This window comes from Geminicoccus harenae, from assembly GCF_019800005.1.
In the GTDB taxonomy this organism is placed as follows: domain Bacteria; phylum Pseudomonadota; class Alphaproteobacteria; order Geminicoccales; family Geminicoccaceae; genus Geminicoccus; species Geminicoccus harenae.
On record NZ_JABGCL010000003.1, the window covers coordinates 171,340 to 189,034 of the forward strand.

At 67.6% G+C, this 17,695-nt stretch carries 14 protein-coding genes; 13 read left to right on the top strand and 1 reads right to left on the bottom strand.

All coding sequences use genetic code 11. The annotated features are described in order from the left end of the window. Positions 1-2: 2 nt before the first annotated feature. From HLA95_RS03500 to HLA95_RS03540, 9 genes are all read left to right on the top strand, one after another. A complete protein-coding gene (locus tag HLA95_RS03500; RefSeq protein ID WP_191058025.1) occupies positions 3-965 on the top strand; it encodes a homoserine kinase in 963 nt (320 codons plus the stop codon). Then, positions 931-1,428 carry a ribonuclease HI gene (gene rnhA, locus HLA95_RS03505; protein ID WP_191058031.1) on the top strand — a complete coding sequence of 166 codons (498 nt, stop codon included), beginning with the start codon at positions 931-933 and terminating at the stop codon, positions 1,426-1,428. Before HLA95_RS03500 ends, rnhA begins: the two co-directional genes overlap by 35 nt. A gap of 296 nt (positions 1,429-1,724) precedes the next feature. Next, on the top strand, positions 1,725-3,716 hold the full coding sequence (locus HLA95_RS03510; RefSeq protein WP_222182417.1) for a primary-amine oxidase: 1,992 nt from the start codon (positions 1,725-1,727) through the stop codon (positions 3,714-3,716). 384 nt (positions 3,717-4,100) lie between these two features. After that, complete coding sequence (locus HLA95_RS03515) at positions 4,101-6,086, top strand: primary-amine oxidase (protein WP_191058023.1); 1,986 nt, start codon at positions 4,101-4,103, stop codon at positions 6,084-6,086. A 22-nt stretch (positions 6,087-6,108) separates the two neighbouring features. Further along, the gene (locus HLA95_RS03520; RefSeq protein WP_191058022.1) at positions 6,109-7,290 is read left to right on the top strand and encodes an ABC transporter substrate-binding protein; all 1,182 of its coding nucleotides are present in this window, start codon (positions 6,109-6,111) and stop codon (positions 7,288-7,290) included. Positions 7,291-7,366: 76 nt separating this feature from the next. Beyond that, positions 7,367-8,458: an ABC transporter ATP-binding protein gene (locus HLA95_RS03525; protein WP_191058021.1), complete on the top strand. Its 1,092-nt coding sequence runs from the start codon at positions 7,367-7,369 to the stop codon at positions 8,456-8,458. A gap of 47 nt (positions 8,459-8,505) precedes the next feature. After that, a complete protein-coding gene (locus HLA95_RS03530) occupies positions 8,506-9,429 on the top strand; it encodes an ABC transporter permease (RefSeq protein ID WP_191058020.1) in 924 nt (307 codons plus the stop codon). Between the two features lie 4 nt (positions 9,430-9,433). Next, positions 9,434-10,240, top strand: coding sequence for an ABC transporter permease (locus HLA95_RS03535; protein WP_191058019.1), 807 nt, complete (start codon positions 9,434-9,436; stop codon positions 10,238-10,240). 157 nt (positions 10,241-10,397) lie between these two features. Continuing rightward, complete coding sequence (locus tag HLA95_RS03540) at positions 10,398-11,099, top strand: transglutaminase-like cysteine peptidase (protein ID WP_222182419.1); 702 nt, start codon at positions 10,398-10,400, stop codon at positions 11,097-11,099. On the opposite strand, the gene HLA95_RS03545 is transcribed toward HLA95_RS03540, so the two are convergent. Then, complete coding sequence (locus tag HLA95_RS03545) at positions 11,091-12,917, bottom strand: PHA/PHB synthase family protein (RefSeq protein ID WP_191062011.1); 1,827 nt, start codon at positions 12,915-12,917, stop codon at positions 11,091-11,093. The genes HLA95_RS03540 and HLA95_RS03545 overlap by 9 nt on opposite strands. Positions 12,918-13,032: 115 nt before the next feature. On the opposite strand from HLA95_RS03545, the gene HLA95_RS03550 reads away from it, so the two are divergent. The 4 genes from HLA95_RS03550 to glpX all read left to right on the top strand — a co-directional run bounded on the left by HLA95_RS03550 (position 13,033) and on the right by glpX (position 17,694). Beyond that, positions 13,033-14,037 carry a hypothetical protein gene (locus tag HLA95_RS03550; RefSeq protein WP_222182421.1) on the top strand — a complete coding sequence of 335 codons (1,005 nt, stop codon included), beginning with the start codon at positions 13,033-13,035 and terminating at the stop codon, positions 14,035-14,037. A 114-nt stretch (positions 14,038-14,151) separates the two neighbouring features. Further along, on the top strand, positions 14,152-15,369 hold the full coding sequence (locus HLA95_RS03555; protein WP_191060659.1) for an LL-diaminopimelate aminotransferase: 1,218 nt from the start codon (positions 14,152-14,154) through the stop codon (positions 15,367-15,369). Beyond that, positions 15,366-16,655, top strand: coding sequence for a homoserine dehydrogenase (locus tag HLA95_RS03560; protein ID WP_191060658.1), 1,290 nt, complete (start codon positions 15,366-15,368; stop codon positions 16,653-16,655). Before HLA95_RS03555 ends, HLA95_RS03560 begins: the two co-directional genes overlap by 4 nt. 46 nt (positions 16,656-16,701) lie before the next feature. After that, entirely contained in the window at positions 16,702-17,694 is a 993-nt protein-coding gene (gene glpX, locus HLA95_RS03565; RefSeq protein ID WP_191060657.1) for a class II fructose-bisphosphatase, read from the top strand. Position 17,695 lies beyond the last annotated feature (1 nt).

The following is a 17,695-nucleotide window of genomic DNA, read 5'->3' on the forward strand; positions in this document are numbered from 1 at the left end:
GCATGGCGGTCTATACGCCGGTCGATCGAGCCACTCTCGACGCCTTTCTCGCGCACTACGACCTGGGCCGACTCCTGGAGTTCCAGGGCATCCAGGCCGGCGTGGAGAACAGCAACTTCTTCGTCGACACGGAGCGGGGGCGCTACGTCCTCACCATCTACGAGCGCCGGGTGGATCCGGCCGACCTGCCCTTTTTCCTGGGGCTGATGGAGCACCTGGCCGAGCGCGGCATTCACTGTCCGTTGCCGATCCACGGGCGGGATGGCCGGGTCCAGCGCAGCCTGATGGGCAAGCCTGCGGCGGTCGTCACCTTCCTGGAAGGCCGCTGCACCGAGATCATCGATCCCGAGCATTGCCGGGCATTGGGTGCAGCGCTGGGCCAGCTCCATCGCGAGGGCCAAGACTTCCCGATCCGCCGGCAGAACGCGCTGTCGGTCGATGGCTGGCGCCGCCTGCTCGACCTGTGCGAGCCGGATGCCGGTAAGGTCCTGCCGGGCCTGGCCGAGGAGCTGGAGCGGGATTTCCGGGAAATCGTCGGCGCCTGGCCGACCGGCCTGCCGTCGGGCGTGATCCATGGCGACCTGTTCCCCGACAACATCTTCTTCCGCGATACCGACGTCACCGGCATCATCGACTTCTATTTCGCCTGCAACGACCTGCTGGCCTACGACCTGACGGTCTGCACCGTCGCCTGGTGCTTCGACGAGCGCCACGTCTTCCACCCGGAGCGGGCCCGGGCCCTGGTCAGGGGCTATGTCGCAGAGCGCGCGCTGGAGCCCGCCGAGATCCGGGCCCTGCCGCTGCTCTGCCGCGGCGCCTCGCTGCGCTTCCTCCTGACCCGCCTTTATGACTGGCTGAACCGGGTCGATGGTGCCCTGGTCCAGCCCAAGGACCCGCTGGAGTACCTGGCGAAGCTGCGCTTCTTCCGTGATGTCACCGACCCGGCGGTGTGCGGTGTCCGCTGAGCCGGCCGACCCGGTGCCGGTCGTCATCCACACCGACGGCGGCTGCAGCGGCAATCCGGGCCCGGGCGGCTGGGCGGCGGTGCTGAGCTGGAAGGGCACGGAGCGTGAGCTGTCCGGCGGCGAAGACCTCACCACCAACAACCGCATGGAGCTCATGGCCGCGATCGGTGCCCTGGAAACGCTCAAGCGGCCGATGAAGGTCGAGCTCTACACGGACAGCGTCTACCTGCGCGACGGCATCACCCGCTGGATCCACGGCTGGAAGCGCAATGGCTGGAAGACCGCGGCCAAGGCTGCGGTGAAGAACGAGGATCTCTGGCGCCGGCTGGACGAGGCGGTCCGGCGCCACGACGTCACCTGGCACTGGCTGAAGGGCCATGCCGGCCACCCGGAGAACGAGCGCTGCGACCAGCTCGCCGGGGCCGAGATCAAGAAGCGCAAGCGGCTGCTGGCCGGGGGCTGAGCGGGCTCGGCACCCGCCTGCCTCGCTTCGCATCAAGTCCTGCCTGAGGCGAAGGCAGGCTGCCGGCTGGTCGCGCAGCTGTCCGGTCTTGTGCGAAATTGTGCGAATTTCTGCCGCCAGCACCGATTCGCACGAAACTTCACGTTACTCGAAGATTTGGCTTGCTGGGCTTCAGCGGTTGCCGGATCCTTCCAGCGGTGCGGCCGGAGGCGCGATTCGGCCGCTGGTGCGCGGGCGCGGACCCGCGTGGCGGATGCAAAAAGCCCATCCGTTGCAAGTGATCCTTGGAGAGAATGATGGCGTTGCGCGTCGAAGAGGCCATTCTGGCCAGCCCCGTGGTCAAGCCTTCGCACCCGCTGGACCCGTTGAACGCGGACGAGATCAAGCAGGCCGCCGCGATCATCCGCGACCATTTCGACATGGGCGAGGATCTTCGGGTCGAGACCATCGACATCCAGGAGCCGCCCAAGAATCTGGTGCGCAACTTCGTCGAAGGCAGCGACTTCCCGCGCATCGCCCGGTTCAACGCCTACAAGCGCGGCGTGATGGGCGTGTGGGTCGGCCGGATCGACCTGAACAAGGGCGAGGTGGTCCAGAAGGAGTTCCGCGAGAACGCCCGGGCCATGGTCGCGGTCGAGGAGATCCTCGACATCGAGCGCAAGGTGAAGGACCACCCGGACTTCCGGGCAGCGCTGGCCAAGCGCGGCCTGCTCGACGAGGTCGAGTACATGGCGGTCGATCCCTGGACGGTCGGCAGCTTCGGCTACGAGAAGGAAACCGGCCGCCGGGTGATGAACTGCTTCATCTGGATGCGCACCTTCCCGCTCGACAACTATTACGCGCATCCGGTCGACGGCCTGCACGTCCTGGTGGATCTCGCGACCGCCGAGATCATCGAGGTCACCGACCATTTCGCCGAGAAGGGTGACTACATCCCGGTCCCGCGCGAGCCGCGCAACTACGATTCGGCCCTGCTCAAGGACTTCCGCAAGCCGTCCTCGCGCCTGGACGTGGTCCAGCCCGATGGAGCGGGCTTCGTGGTCGAGGGCAACAAGGTCACCTGGGAGAACTGGGACTTCCGGGTCGGCTTCAACGGCCGCGAGGGCCTGACGCTGCACTGCGTCGCCTATACCCATAACGACGTGCGCCGGCCGATCATGTATCGCGGCTCGATTGCCGAGATGGTGGTGCCCTATGGCACGCCGGAGCGCTCGCACTACCGCAAGAACGTGTTCGACAATGGCGAGCTGGGCTTTGGTCGCATGGCCAACTCGCTGGAGCTCGGCTGCGACTGCCTGGGCGTCATCCACTATTTCGACGCCGTGGTGCCGACCCTGTTTGGTGAGCCGCGCACCATCAAGAACGCGATCTGCCTCCACGAGGAGGACGCCGGCCTTTCCTGGAAGCACTACGACATGCGCACCGAGCGCACCGAGGTGCGCCGTGCCCGCAAGCTGGTGATCTCGTCGATCTCGACGATCGGCAATTACGAGTACGCGTCCTACTGGTACCTGCACCAGGACGGCCGCATCGAGTACGAGATGAAGGCCACCGGCATCATCAACACCGCCGCCTGCTGGCCTGGCCAGCCCGGCAAGTGGGGTACGGAGGTGGCGCCGGGCATCGTCGGTCACATCCACCAGCACGTGTTCTGCGCGCGCCTGGACATGGAAGTGGACGGGCCGAACAACACGGTGGTCGAGTGCGACACGGTGGCCGAGCCGATGGGCTCGGCGGAGAACCCCTACGGCAACGCCTTCTATGTCGTGCAGAAGCCGCTGAAGACCGAGCTCGAGGCGCGCCGCGACTTCGACTTCGCCAAGCAGCGCTACTGGAAGATCGTCAACCCGGAGAAGAAGAACTGGGTCGGCACGCCGGTGGGCTTCAAGCTGGAAACGCCGTCCGCCATCCAGGCCTTCACCCATCCGGACAGCCCGTCGGGCAAGCGCGGCCGCTTCATCCAGCACCACCTCTGGGTGACGCCCTATCACCCCGAGGAGCGCTATCCGGCGGGCGAGTTCGTCAACCAGTCCACGGGTGACGACAGCGTCGAGACCTGGAGCGACCAGAACCGGCCGATCGAGAACACCGACATCGTGCTCTGGCACAGCTTCGGCCTGCACCACCTGCCGCGGCCCGAGGACCATCCGGTCCAGCCCTGCGTGGTGTGCGGCTTCAAGCTGATGCCGAACGGCTTCTTCGACCAGAACCCGGTGATCGACCTGCCGCCGGAGAAGAACATGGCGAGTTGCTCGGCTTCGGCGAAGAAGAGCGACTGCTGCCACTGACGCAGCCGGAGGCCGCTGCTGCGGCCTCCTCCTTCACGTGACGAACCCCGCGTCGAGCGATCGGCGCGGGGTTCGTTGTTTTTCGGCACCGTCATCGTTCGCCCCACGGGAGCGCTCCGCACCGGCGGGGCTGAAGATTACATCGGCAACACGATCATCCAAGCCTGAAGCAATGTTGAAGCAGCGGCGCGGCCAGTCTGTGGCATCCTCGGATTGCCAGGAGGCCATGATGACCAGCGACGACAAGCCTGCTGTGGTTGATGCCGAATGCCTCGGCCGAGATCAATTCTTAGGCAGCGCTGCACAATATTTGGACTTGCACTTTGAGCATCGTGCCTGATCCTACCGGGCTAGTTCGACGGCAACCTGGAGGAAAGGCGACCTATGGCACTGCGACTGGAGGAGACCCTTGCCACCGGTGTGACGGCCAGGCCGGACCACCCGCTCGACCCGCTCTCTGCGGAGGAGATCGTGGCGGCCTCGACCGCCGTGCGTGGCCAGTTCGAGCCGGGCACCAACCTCCTGTTCGAGACGATCGACCTGGAGGAGCCGGCCAAGGAGGTCGTGCGCGCCCACGTAGCCGGGGCGGACTTCCCGCGCGTAGCGCGGTTCAACGCCTATAAGCGCGGCGAGCCCGGCGTCTATCAGGGCTTGGTCGACTTGGTCGCCGGCACGGTCGCCAGGATGGACTTCCTGCCCGATGCTCGGCCGATGATCTCGCCCGAAGAGTTCATGATGGTCGAGGAAGCGGCCAAGGCCGATCCACGCTTCATCGCTGCCCTGGAACGGCGTGGCCTGGCCGACAAGCTGGACCTGGTCTGCGTCGACCCCTGGAGTGCCGGCAATTTCGGCGTGCCCGGGGAGGAGAACCGGCGCCTGGCCCACACCTTCGTGTGGGTGCGGATGTTCCCGCTCGACAACTACTATGCCCACCCGGTCGAGGGCATCAACGTGGTGGTCGATGTCGACCAGATGACCGTCTTGCGGGTCGACGACTGGTATGAGGGCAAGGACCACCATGTCCCGGTCCCGACCACGCCCTGCAACTATGACCACGAGATTCTGACCGAGTACCAGCCGCATCCCAAGCCGCTCGACGTCATCCAGCCCGAGGGCCCGAGCTTCACGGTCGAGGGGCACAGGATCAGTTGGCTCGGCTGGGATCTGCGGGTCGGCTTCAACGGCCGGGAAGGCCTGGTCCTGCACCAGATCGGCTACACGAAGAACGGCAGGCGCCGGCCGATCGTGTATCGCGCGTCGATCGCCGAGATGGTGGTGCCCTACGGCTCCAAGGACAACGCGCATCACCGCAAGAACGTGTTCGACAGCGGCGAGTACGGCTTCGGCCGGCTGGTGAACTCGCTGGAGCTCGGCTGCGACTGCCTTGGGCACATCCACTATTTCGACGTGGACCTGTCCGACCTCAGCGGCAACGTGCGCACCATCAAGAACGCGATCTGCCTCCATGAGGAGGATGCCGGGCTCGCCTGGAAGCATTTCGACTTCCGCACCGAGCGGACCGAGGTGCGGCGGATGCGCAAGCTGGTGATCTCCTCGATCACCACGGTCGGCAACTACGAGTATGCCTCCTACTGGTACATCTACCAGGACGGCAACATCGAGTTCGAGATGAAGGCGACCGGCGTCATCAACACCGCCGCCTGCATCCCGGGCCAGCCCGGCAAGTACGGTACCGAGGTGGCGCCGGGCGTGGTCGGCCAGATCCACCAGCACGTGTTCAGCGCGCGCCTCGACATGGAGGTCGACGGGCCGAACAACACGGTGGTCGAGTGCAACACGATAGCGCCGCCGATAGGGCCGGACAGCCCGCATGGCAACGTCTTCTACATGGAGGAAACCAGGCTGGCTTCCGAGCTGGCGGCCAGGCGCAACGCGAACTTCGATACCCAGCGCTACTGGAAGATCATCAACCCGGAGAAGAAGAACTGGGTCGGCACGCCGACCGGCTACAAGCTGCTGCCGACCTCGGCGGTCAAGCCGTTCACCGACCCGCGCGGGCCGTCCGGCAAGCGGGCGGGCTTCATGCACCACCATCTCTGGGTGACGCCGTTTGCGCCCGAGGAGCGCTATCCCGCCGGCGAGTTCATGAACCATTCCACCGGGGAGGAGGGCCTGCCGGCCTGGACCGCGCAGGACCGGCCGGTCGAGAACACCGACATCGTCCTCTGGCACAGTTTTGGCTTGCATCACCTGCCGAGGCTCGAGGACCACCCGGTGCAGCCCTGCGTGCGCTGCGGCTTCATGCTGATGCCCACCGGATTCTTCGACCAGAACCCCGTCATCGACCTGCCGCCCGGCAAGAACCAGGCGAGCCGGACGAACGGCGGCGAGAGGTGCTGCTCGGCATAGTTCATCCCGGGGGGATTGCTCGATGAAGCGGAAGAATTTGTTGCAGTCCTTCAGCGCTTCCCGTCGGGAACTCCTGCGCCGATCAGCGGCCCTGGCCGGCGGCATCGCCGCCGCCTCGGCCCTGCCGCGCGCAGCGCTGGCCGCGCGCGAGAACGAGCTGACCGTCTATTGCTGGGAAGGGTACAACTCGGACAAGGTGCTGGACCCGTTCCGCACCGAGTTCGACTGCGACGTCCGTGCCCAGGGCCTGATCTCGGACCCGGATGCGGTCAACCAGCTCCGCGCCGGCGATACCCGGATCTGGGACGTCATCAACCTGAACAATAGCTGGGGCCGCCGCCAGCTCTATCCCGAGAACCTGATCGTGCCGCTCGACCAGGAGCGGTTCCGGCCGCACTGGGACATGATGCTGCCGGAGTTCAAGTGGCCCTATCACTGGGCCATGTCCGAGGACGGCAAGGAGCTGCTCGGCAACATCCAGCGCTTCGGCCCGTCCGGCATGAATGTCGACACCAACGTCATCTCGGTCGAGATGGCCGAGGACCAGGGCTACAACCTGATCCTCGAGGATGACTTCGCCGGCAAGTATGCCGTCCTGAAATATGACGACTGGGCCATCATGCATACGGCGCTGGCGGCGGGCTTCAGCCCGTTCCGCAAGCTCACCGAGGACGAGATCGGCAGGTTCGAGCAGGTGATGCGCAAGGTCATCACCAACGCCGCCTTCGTTTCCGACGACATGAATGCCATAGCACTGGGCGTCATCAACGGCTCGATCTCGGCGAGCTTCCCGGGCAGCGTATATACCGTGTCCACTGCCCGCTTCGACGGCAACCCGCACTTCACCTGCGTGGTGCCGAAGAACGGCCCGGCCGAGCTCGGCGGCAAGAACGGCGTGTGCTGGATGGAGCTGACCTCGCTGGTCAACAACCCGCAGCTCTCGCCGCGCGGCGCCGACTTCCTCGAATATGTCCTGCGTCCGGAGGTGTGCAAGAACGTCGCCTTTGCCGAGGGCACGTTCAACCCGGTGGCGCAGATGGGCGATCCCAGGGTGATGGAGCAGTTCTCGACCGAGGAACTGGACGCCTTCCAGTGGGACCGGATGCCGGAGCTGATGGCGCGCTGCGCCGACTTCGACGACATCCCCGACTATCCGAAGCTGCACGCGATCTTCACCACCGCGCTGCGCGAAAAGGGCGTCTGATCGCCCACCAAGGGCCGGGTCCGATCCCGGCCCTGTTCGTTTCCTGGCTCCGGATCACGGGAAAGCGTCCCAAGCGATGGTCACCACTGAAGCTGCGGCCCAGCCGATCCTCCAGCTCCGCGCGATCGAGAAGGTCTTCGACCAGTTCGCCGCGGTCGACCGCATCACGCTCGACATCCAGGAGGGCGAGTTCTTCACGATCGTGGGGCCGTCCGGCTCGGGCAAGACCACCATGGTCCGCATGCTGGTCGGCATGGACAAGCCGACCCGCGGCGACATCCTGCTGCGCGGCCGGCGAATCAACGACGTGCCGGCCAACCGGCGGCCGACCTGCATGGTCTTCCAGTCCCTGGCCCTGTTCCCGCACCGCACGGTCGGCCAGAACATCGAGTTCCCGCTCAAGATCCGCGGCGTCGATCCCGCCCTGCGCAAGAAGCGGGCGCTGGAGCTCCTGGCCCAGCTCCGCCTGCCCGACCACTACTACAACAAGGCGGTGACGCAGTGCTCCGGCGGCGAGCGGCAGCGCGTGGCGCTGGCCCGCGCCCTGGCGTTCGATCCCGAGATCCTGTTCTTCGACGAGCCGCTCTCCGCACTCGACTACAAGCTGCGCAAGGTGCTGGAGAAGGAGCTCAAGGACATCCACCGCCAGACCGGCAAGACCTTCGTCTACATCACCCACTCGCTGGAAGAGGCGATGGTGATGTCCGACCGGATCGGGGTGATGAACCGCGGCCGCTTCGTCCAGGTCGGCACGCCCAACGAGATCTATGGCAGCCCGACCACCCGGTTCGTTTCCGAGTTCATGGGCGAGGTGAACATCCTGGACGTGACCGTCGGCCCCGACGGCACGGCTACCGACGATGTCACCGGTGCCCGCTACCTGGTGCCGGCATCGGCCGGTGCCGGCCCATGCTCGCTGGTGATCCGCCCGGAATCGCTGCGCTTCGTGGCTGGGCCGGGCCAGGCCCAGAACGTCGTGACCGGCACGGTCTACAACGAGTACCTGCTGGGCTCGCGGGTCCAGTACCAGATCCGGGTCGGCGAGAAGCAGGTGCTCCTGCTCGAGAACCTGCGCGACCAGCGCTACGAGGGCGACCTGGACAGCCCGGTGACCGCCGGCTGGGACACGGGCGATTCGATGATCTTCCCGAAGGGGCTGCTGCAGTGATGCGCCGGCCCCTGGCTTTGCGAACCTCTGCCTTCCGGAGGCGCTAGATGGCGCAGGCAACCGGTATCGTGACGATCACGCCCGGCCAGAGTGCCCGAGCGGCGCCGGAGCCTTCTGGCTGGCGGGCCTGGCTCCGGCAGCCGGGCGTGCTCACCGCCCTGCCGATGGCTCTCCTGATGCTGACGGGCTTCGTGGCACCACTCCTGCTCGTGGTGGCGTTCGCCTTCATGCCGCCGCAGAGCTTCTCGATCCTGCAGCCGCCGACCCTGGCGAACTTCCAGGAGATCTTCGCCAACTCCTTCTACCGGTCCTTTTTGGCCTCGCTCTACCTGGCCGCTGCCACCACGCTCATCTGCATGGTCGTCTGCTATCCGGTGGCCTATGCCATGGTCCGGGTGTTCGGCCGGGTCGCGGGCGTGCTGGCGCTGCTGATCACGGCACCCTTGTTCGTCGCCGACAATCTGCGCCTGGTCGGCTGGATGCTGTTCCTGGTCAAGGGCGGCGTCCTGTCCGGGGCGCTGCAGGCCTGGTTCGGCATCGCCACCGATTCGATGCTCTACACGGTGAGCGCCACCCTGTTCGGCCTGGTCTACACCTATCTGCCCTTCATGCTGTTCCCCATGATCATGGGCATCGCCATGGTGCCGCTGGAGATGCGGGAGGCGGCATTCGACCTGGGCGCCACCCGCTGGCAGGTGCTCAAGGAGGTCGACATCCCGCTGGCCATGCCGGGCATCCTGATCGGCGCGCTGATGACCTTCATCCTGGCCGCCGGTGCCTTGTCCGAGCCGCGCATCCTGGGCGGCAGCTCGGTGGTGATGATCGCCCAGGACATCCAGAACGAGTTCACCTTCGCCCAGAACTGGCCGAAGGGCTCGGCCTTGTCGGTGCTGATGATCCTGGTGGCCGGCGTGCTCGCCGTGACGCTGCTCCGGCGCATCGACCTCGATGGCATCTTCGGGCGGAGATGAGTGCATGAACGAGATCCGCCGTCCGGCGCGCTGGCTCTACGGGACGTTGATCGCCCTGGTGCTGCTGTTCGTCTACCTGCCCATGATGACGCTGGTGATGGCGTCCTTCTCCCGCTCCAAGTTCTTCAAGTTCCCGATCCCGCAGTTCGCGACCAACTGGTATGCGGACGTGTTCGCATCGCTCTCGATCCGCAGCTTCTTCTGGACCTCGCTGGTGATCGCCCTGCTGGTCGCCACGATCGCCACGGTGCTGGCCTTTTTCGGTGCCCTGGCATTCGCCCGCTACCGCTGGGCCGGCCGCAAGCTCTACCAGAAGATCCTCCTGCTCCCGATCCTGTTCCCCCAGGCGGTGCTGGGTCTGGCCCTGCTCTTGTGGTTCTCCGCGATCGGGGTCACGCCGTCCTGGCAGGCCGCGGTGTTCGCCCATCTGGTCTGGATCGCGCCCATCACCACGCTGGTAATCGCCATCCAGGTCTATGCCTTCGACCCGGCGATGGAGGAGGCCGCGGTCGACCTGGGTGCGACCCGCTGGCAGACCCTGAAGGAGGTCACCCTGCCGATCCTCACGCCGGGCATCGTGTCGGGCTTCCTGTCCGCCTTTCTCCTGTCCTGGGCGAACTTCCCGCTCTCGATGTTCTCGACCGGCGCCGACCAGACCATCCCCGAATGGATCAGCGCCAAGATCCAGTCCGGCTACACGCCGCAGGTGCCGGCCGTCGGCACGCTCACCATGCTGGCCGCGGTCATCGTGATGGCGCTGGGCGGCTTCGCGGCCTGGCTCCATGCCAGGCGCCGTGCTGGCCTCGCCTGAGCGGCGACCGGGCTGCCGGGCGATGACCGGGTAGCCCGGTATGCCGGGGCCGAGGCCGGCCGCCGGCATTTCCATTTCGTTCACTGTTTCCAGGCAATCCTGCGCTTCGAGGAAACGCGACGGGCTCACGTAGAGGCCGCGCAAGCCGGAGCGCCTGATGATGCCGAGCATCATCCGTGCAGGCCTCGTCGCGGGGCTGGCACTGACATGTAGTCTCTTGCCCAGGGCGGTGGTCGCGATGCCCGCCATTTTCGAGACGGTGGAGGTGCGGGCGGACCGGCAGCTCGCCCTGCCGCAGTGGCGGCGGGTCGCCCAGCAGGTATTGGCCGAGGCGCCGATCTACCGCGCCTGTGCCGAGGCCGCGCCCGCCTGCCCGTCCAAGGCCACGATCGCCTGGCAGGCCCTGCTGCAGGACCTGCAGGGCCAGGATCGCCTGAGCCAGGTGCGGGCGCTCAACCGCTTCGCCAACCGCATTCCCTATCGCTCCGACCAGGAGGTCTGGGGACGGAGCGACTACTGGGCGTCGCCGCTGGAGTTCCTGCGCCGGACCGGCGACTGCGAGGACTATGCGATCCTGAAGTACCATTCCCTGCGCCAGCTCGGCGTGCCGGCCAGCGACATGCGCATGGTCGTGGTCCAGGACACGATGCGCAACCTCGCCCATGCGGTGCTGGTGGTGCTGGTCGACGGCCGGCTCCTGGTCATGGACAACCTGACCAACGCGATCATGCCGCAGGAGCGCACCCCCCATTATGTCCCCTATTACTCGGTGAACGAGGAGGCCCGCTGGGCGCATCTGGAGCGCGGCGGCCAGCGCTTGGCAGCGCTGGCTACCGGCCGGCCGGCACCGTCACGCTGACGGGTCGGCCGGGCTGGCCGGGCTGGTGTCGGCCCGGGTCTTCACATAGCTCCCGGGCGCGTCCTCGAGGGCGGGCAGGCCGCCTGCTCCCGGCACCCGGGCAGGCACCAGGGGGCCCGACTGCGGCTTGAGCCAGTCGCGCCAGTCGTCCCACCAGCTGCCCGCATGCTCCGTGGCGCCCGCCAGCCAGTCGGAAGGATCGGGCGGCAGCTCGTCGTTGACCCAGTAGCCGTACTTGCCCGAGTGCGGCGGGTTGACCACGCCCGCGATATGGCCGGAGCCCGCCAGCACGAAGCGCTTGGGTCCCTGGTAGATCTGTGTCGCGGCATAGGTGCTCCGCCAGGGCGCGATATGATCCTCGCGGGTGCTGATCCAGTAGACCGGCAGCTTCACCTTGCGCAGGTCGATCGGCACGCCGCAAAGCGAGATCCCGCCCGGCTCGACCAGCTTGTTCTCGTGATAGAACTTGCGCAGGTAGAAGCTGTGCATCGTCGCCGGCATGCGGGTGCTGTCGCTGTTCCAGTACAGCAGGTCGAACGGGAACGGCTCCTTGCCGAGCAGGTAGTTGTTCACGACGAACGACCAGATCAGGTCGTTGGCCCGCAGCATGTTGAAGGTGTGGGCCATCTCCGCACCTTCCAGATAGCCGGTGCGCGCCATCTGGGTCTCGATGGCCTTGAGCTGCTCCTCGTCGATGAACACGCCGAGCTCGCCCGGCTGCTCGAAGTCGACCAGCGTCGTGAAGAACGTCACCGCCTTGATCCGGTTGTCCCGCTTCGTCGCCATGTAGGCCAGCGTCGAGGCCATCAGCGTGCCGCCCAGGCAGTAGCCGATCGCGTTGATCGTCTTCTCACCGACCGCCTGCTCGATCGCGTCGAGCGCTGCCAGGATGCCTTCGCGCATGTAGTCCTCGAAGCTCTTGTGCGCGAGCTTCGCATCCGGGTTGACCCAGGAGACCACGAAGGTGGTGAAGCCCTGGTCACAGCAATACTTGATGAAGCTGTTCTTGGGCTGGAGGTCCAGGATGTAGAACTTGTTGATCCAGGGCGGCACGATCAGGAGCGGGCGCTTGTGCTGCTTCTCCGTGGTGGGCGCATACTGGATGAGCTGCATGAGATCGTTCTGGTAGACCACCTTGCCCGGGGTGGTGGCGATGTTCCGCCCCACCTCAAAGGCCTCCAGGTCGGTCATCTTGATCGACAGCCGGCCCTTGCCGCGCTCCAGGTCCTCCAGCAGATGGCTGAGCCCCTTCAGCAGGTTCTCGCCCTTGGTGTCGATCGTCTCGCGCAGGACCTGGGGGTTGGTGGCCACGAAGTTCGAGGGGGCCAGCGCATCGACGAACTGGCGGGTGTAGAAGGCCAGCTTGGCCTGGGTCTTCTCGTCCAGCCCGTCGGTCTCGCTGACCGTCTTGAGCAGGAAGCGGGAGGTCAGCAGATAGGACTGCTTGATGAAGTCGAACACGGGGTTCTCTTCCCAAGCCGCGTCCTTGAAGCGCCGGTCGCCGCGCTCGGGCACCACCACCGCTTCCGGCTCCCCGCCGAGCAGGCGCGAGGTCGTGGAGTTCCACAAGCGCAGATAGTCCTGCCAGAGCGAGAACTGCGCGCTCATCACCTCGGCCGGGCTGGACCACAGCCTGGCACCCAGCTCGACCATCGCCGAGCCCAGCCCCAGCGGGTCCATGCCCGGAGGTGCCTGCTCCAGGAGCTGCTGGCGTTCCATGAAGTCCTGGACGAGCTTCTGGCTGCGTCCGGCAATCTCGCCGAGGATCGCCGCTGTGTCCGGCTCATCGGCAGCTACCGCCTTCGCTTGTTCGCCCATGTTCTTGGACCCTCGGTGCCTTTGCCTCCGCCCCCAGACCTCGTGTAGACGAGCCGTGCCGCTCCTGCCAACGATGCCGGGCGATTGTGGAACCGCTAACCCAGACGGACGTGGCATGCTGAACCGACAGAATGTTCCTGGGCAGCGCAGGAACCGCCGCCGTCCGGCTGCCGGGCGGCTGGCGCAGGCACTGCTCGTCCTGCCGGTGCTGGCGGCCTGCAGCACCGCGCCCGAGCCCGAGCTGGTCGAGCCGGCCGAGCGGATCATCGCCGAGGACGCCGCCAGGGCCGCGGCCGCCCAGTCGGAGGAGAACAGCTATCCGAGCGTCCGCGAGGTCCCGCCGCGGCCCACGCTCAGCTACAGCCCCGCGCAGCGCCGGCAGATCCAGGACGGGCTCGTCGCGGACCGGGCCCATGCCAGGCGCACCGCGGAGCTGGTGCGCACCACCGAGGGGGCTACGCCGCCGCCCATGCCGCCCGTGCCGGAGGTGATGCCGGCCGAGGAGCCCCGGCCGGCCCCGCGCACCGTGCAGCCCCGGGCACCGACCGAGGTGCGGCTGATCGAGCGCCGCGACACGAGCGGCGACCTGTCGAGCTTCCTGGACGACGTCATGGCGGTGGGGCCGGAAGCCGACCAGATCGAGCCGTCCCTGGTGCCATCCACCCGCAGCCTGCCCGCCAGCCGCCAGCCGACGACGGGCACGGTGGACGGGGACGGTGCCGATGGCAGCCTGACGGCAGGCATGGCCGGGTTCTTCGGCGGCGACGTGGTCGCGGTCACCGGCACCGAGGATGCGCCCGCCGGGGCGGCAGCGGCGCCGCTGGAGGCCGGCCGGCGCTGGTTGTTCCCGCTCGAGGGTGGCGAGCTCGCACCGGGCAGCGCCGCGATGGAGCCGATGCTCGCCGAGCTCGTCGCCACCGGCGCGCTCACCGGCCGCAGCGTCGCGGTCACCGGCCGCTCGGCCGACGGCGAACTAGCCGGCCAGCGCGCCCGGGCCATGGCCGACCTGCTCCGCCGCCAGGGCGTGCCGGCCGACCGGATCGAGCCGGCGCAGGACACGGTCGGCCAAGGCGAGGCGGTCGATGTCAGGATCGTGGAGATCGCTGCGCCCGGAGGCTGACCCACCCCGCGGCCGATGCGATCGGGTGCATGTGCGAGCGGTGCCGATCGTGCTAGATGGCGCCCACCACGCCGATCCGTCCGCATCGCTGCGGGACTGCCGGGACATTGTTCGATGCAGCAAGCCTTTCACCGCATCCGCCGCCTGCCGCCTTATGTGTTCGCCGAGGTGAACCGGCTGAAGGCGGAGGCGCGGGCGGCCGGCCGGGACGTGATCGACCTGGGCATGGGCAACCCCGACACGCCCACGCCCAAGCACATCGTCGAGAAGCTGGTGGAAACGGTGCGCGACGGCCGGACCCATCGCTATTCCACCTCGCGCGGCATCCCGGGCCTGCGCCGCTCGCTCGCCAACTATTACGGACGCCGGTTCGGGGTGAAGCTCGACCCGGAGCGCGAGGTCTGCGTGACCCTGGGCTCCAAAGAGGGCCTGGCCAACCTGGCCCAGGCGATCACCGCCCCCGGTGACACGATCCTGGTGCCGAACCCGTCCTACCCGATCCACCCCTATGGCTTCATCATCGCGGGTGCGGGCATCCGGCACGTGCCGATGCGGGACGGGCCGGACCTCCTGCGCGAGCTGGCCCATGCCGCCGAGCATTCGGTGCCGGCACCGACCATGATGGTGCTGAACTTTCCGTCCAACCCGACCGCCAAGGTGGTCGACCGGAAATTCTACGAGGAGGCGGTGCGGTTCGCCAAGGCGAAGGACATGTTCATCCTGTCCGACATCGCCTATTCGGAAATCTGGTTCGACAGCCCGCCGCCCTCGATCCTGGAGGTGGAAGGCGGCTTCGACGTTGCGGTCGAGTTCTCGTCCTTGTCCAAGACCTATTCCATGCCGGGCTGGCGGATCGGGTTTGCCGCCGGCAACCAGCGCCTGATCGCAGCACTCACCCGGATCAAGTCGTACCTCGACTATGGCGCGTTCACGCCGATCCAGGTGGCGGCCACCGCCGCCCTGGACGGGCCGCAGGACTGCGTCGAGAAGATCCGCCTGCTCTACAAGGAACGGCGCGACGTGCTGATCGACGGGCTGGCCAAGGCCGGCTGGAACGTGCCGCCGCCGCCCGCCACCATGTTCGCCTGGGCGCCGATCCCGGAGCCGTTTCGTGAACTGGGCTCGCTTGGCTTCGCCAAGCTGCTGATCGAGGAGGCGGACGTCGCGGTCGCCCCCGGCATCGGCTTTGGCGAGTATGGCGACGGCCATGTCCGGCTGGCGCTGGTCGAGAACAAGCAGCGCCTGCGCCAGGCCGCCCGCAACATCAAGGCGTTCTTCGGGCGCCACGGCCTTTCGCCGAAGCCCGGCTCCTCGGTGCTGGAGGCGGCATGAGCCCGCTGCGCATCGGGGTCGCCGGGCTCGGCACGGTCGGCGCCGCCACCGTCCAGCTCATCGAGGAGAACGCCCAGGTCCTGGCCCTGCGCACCGGCCGCCGGCTGCAGATCACGGCCGTGTCCGCGCGCGACCGCGGCAAGGACCGCGGCTTTGCGGCGGACCGCTACCGCTGGTACGAGGATGCCCGCGCGCTGGCGGCCGATCCCGAGGTCGACCTGGTCTGCGAGCTGATCGGCGGCTCGGAAGGCGTGGCACTCGACCTGGTCCGCCAGGCGCTCCGTGTCGGCAAGCACGTGGTCACCGCCAACAAGGCGCTGCTCGCCCATCATGGCGGGATGCTCGCCCGGCTCGCCGAGGAGCATGGCGCGGTGCTGGCCTTCGAGCCGGCCGTGGCCGGCGGCATCCCGATCGTGAAGGCGCTGCGCGAAGGCTTGGCCGCCAACCGGATCCGCCGGATCACCGGCATCCTGAACGGCACCTCCAACTACATCCTGACCACGATGCGCGAGACCGGCCGCGACTTCGCGACCGTGCTCGCCGAGGCGCAGGCCAAGGGCTATGCCGAGGCCGATCCGTCCTTCGACGTGGACGGGATCGACGCCGCGCACAAGCTCTCGCTGCTGGCCAGCCTCGCCTATGGCTGCGTGCCGCAGTTCGACGCGATGCAGCCCGAGGGTATCAGGGCGATCAAGCCGGTCGACATCGATTTCGCCGGCCAGCTCGGCCTGCGCATCAAGCTGCTCGGCACCGCCCGCCTCACGGAGGCCGGGCTGGTCCTGCGCATGCATCCGGCCATGGTGCCGCTGGACGCACCGATCGCGGCGGTGGAGGGCGTGTTCAACGGGATCGCCGTGGAAGGCGACCGGGTCGGCACCACCATGTTCGAGGGCAGGGGTGCCGGTGCTGGGCCGACCGCGTCGGCGGTGGTGGCCGACATCGTCGACATCGCCCGCGGCCTGCGCCTGCCGACCTTCGGCGTGCCGGCCGCCGATCTGGTCGAGCGCAAGCTGGCCCCGGCCGAGGATCTGGTCGGCAGCTACTATCTGCGCCTGGAGGTGGTCGACCGGCCGGGCGTGCTGGCCGACATCGCGGCCGTGCTGCGCGACCACCAGGTCTCGATCGAGAGCCTGATCCAGCGCGGCCGCGACCCCGAGCAGCCGGTGACCCTGGTGATCACCACCCACGAGGCCGCCGAGGGTGCGATGACGCGCGCCCTGGCCGTGATCGCCGGCCTGTCCGTAGTGCTGGAAGCGCCGACCATGATCCGGGTCGAGCGCGCCTGACACGAGTTTTCGCAAGAACCAGGGCGCATGCCCGAAGAGGCCGATGATGAGCGACTATCAAAGTGAAGACCGCAACCTCGCCATGGACGCCGTGCGCGTCACCGAGGCCGCGGCGCTGGCGGCTTCCCGGCTGATGGGTCTGGGCGACGAGAAGGCGGCCGACCAGGCCGCGGTCGACGCCATGCGCTCCGCCCTGAACGTGCTCGACATCGAAGGCACGGTGGTGATCGGCGAGGGCGAGCGCGACGAGGCGCCGATGCTCTATATCGGCGAGAAGGTCGGCACCGGGCGCGGGCCCGAGGTCGACATCGCGCTGGACCCGCTGGAAGGCACCACGATCTGCGCCAAGGGCGGCTCCAACGCGCTGGCCTGCCTCGCCATGGCGGCCAAGGGCGGCTTCCTCAACGCGCCCGACGTCTACATGGAGAAGATCGCGGTGGGCGGCGGCCTGCCCAAGGACGTGATCCGGCTGGGCGACGCGCCCAAGGAGAACCTCCATCGCCTGGCCGAGGCCAAGGGCGTGCAGGTCAACGACCTCGTGGTGATGATCCTGGACCGGCCGCGCCATGCCGAGCTCATCGCCGACGTGCGCAAGGCGGGTGCCCGGATCCGGCTGATCGGCGACGGCGACGTGGCCGGCGTGATCGCGACCTCGCGCGCCGATACCGGCGTGGACATCTACATGGGCAGCGGCGGTGCGCCCGAAGGCGTGCTGGCCTCGGCGGCGCTGCGCTGCATCGGCGGGCAGTTCCAGGGCAAGCTCCTGTTCCGCAACGACGACGAGAAGGGCCGGGCGCGCAAGTTCGGGGTCGAGGACTTCGACCGCGTGTATCACCTGGAGGACCTGGCGAAGGGCGACGTGACCTTCTGCGCTACCGGCGTCACCGACGGCACCATGCTGCAGGGCATCCGCCGGATCGGCACGCGGATCACCACCCATTCGATCGTGATGCGCTCGAAGACCGGCACCGTGCGCACCGTGCATGCCGAGCACAATCTCGGCCTGAAGCGCGGCGTGGTTCCGCATTTCGGCCGCTGAT

What these genes read in the sequence shown, in the direction of transcription:
- HLA95_RS03500 (WP_191058025.1), top strand. Translation starts at nt 3, where the DNA reads ATGGCGGTCTATACGCCGGTCGATCGAGCCACTCTCGACGCCTTTCTC.
- rnhA (WP_191058031.1), top strand. Translation starts at nt 931, where the DNA reads ATGTCACCGACCCGGCGGTGTGCGGTGTCCGCTGAGCCGGCCGACCCG.
- HLA95_RS03510 (WP_222182417.1), top strand. Translation starts at nt 1,725, where the DNA reads ATGGCGTTGCGCGTCGAAGAGGCCATTCTGGCCAGCCCCGTGGTCAAG.
- HLA95_RS03515 (WP_191058023.1), top strand. Translation starts at nt 4,101, where the DNA reads ATGGCACTGCGACTGGAGGAGACCCTTGCCACCGGTGTGACGGCCAGG.
- HLA95_RS03520 (WP_191058022.1), top strand. Translation starts at nt 6,109, where the DNA reads ATGAAGCGGAAGAATTTGTTGCAGTCCTTCAGCGCTTCCCGTCGGGAA.
- HLA95_RS03525 (WP_191058021.1), top strand. Translation starts at nt 7,367, where the DNA reads ATGGTCACCACTGAAGCTGCGGCCCAGCCGATCCTCCAGCTCCGCGCG.
- HLA95_RS03530 (WP_191058020.1), top strand. Translation starts at nt 8,506, where the DNA reads ATGGCGCAGGCAACCGGTATCGTGACGATCACGCCCGGCCAGAGTGCC.
- HLA95_RS03535 (WP_191058019.1), top strand. Translation starts at nt 9,434, where the DNA reads ATGAACGAGATCCGCCGTCCGGCGCGCTGGCTCTACGGGACGTTGATC.
- HLA95_RS03540 (WP_222182419.1), top strand. Translation starts at nt 10,398, where the DNA reads ATGATGCCGAGCATCATCCGTGCAGGCCTCGTCGCGGGGCTGGCACTG.
- HLA95_RS03545 (WP_191062011.1), bottom strand. Translation starts at nt 12,917, where the DNA reads ATGGGCGAACAAGCGAAGGCGGTAGCTGCCGATGAGCCGGACACAGCG.
- HLA95_RS03550 (WP_222182421.1), top strand. Translation starts at nt 13,033, where the DNA reads ATGCTGAACCGACAGAATGTTCCTGGGCAGCGCAGGAACCGCCGCCGT.
- HLA95_RS03555 (WP_191060659.1), top strand. Translation starts at nt 14,152, where the DNA reads ATGCAGCAAGCCTTTCACCGCATCCGCCGCCTGCCGCCTTATGTGTTC.
- HLA95_RS03560 (WP_191060658.1), top strand. Translation starts at nt 15,366, where the DNA reads ATGAGCCCGCTGCGCATCGGGGTCGCCGGGCTCGGCACGGTCGGCGCC.
- glpX (WP_191060657.1), top strand. Translation starts at nt 16,702, where the DNA reads ATGAGCGACTATCAAAGTGAAGACCGCAACCTCGCCATGGACGCCGTG.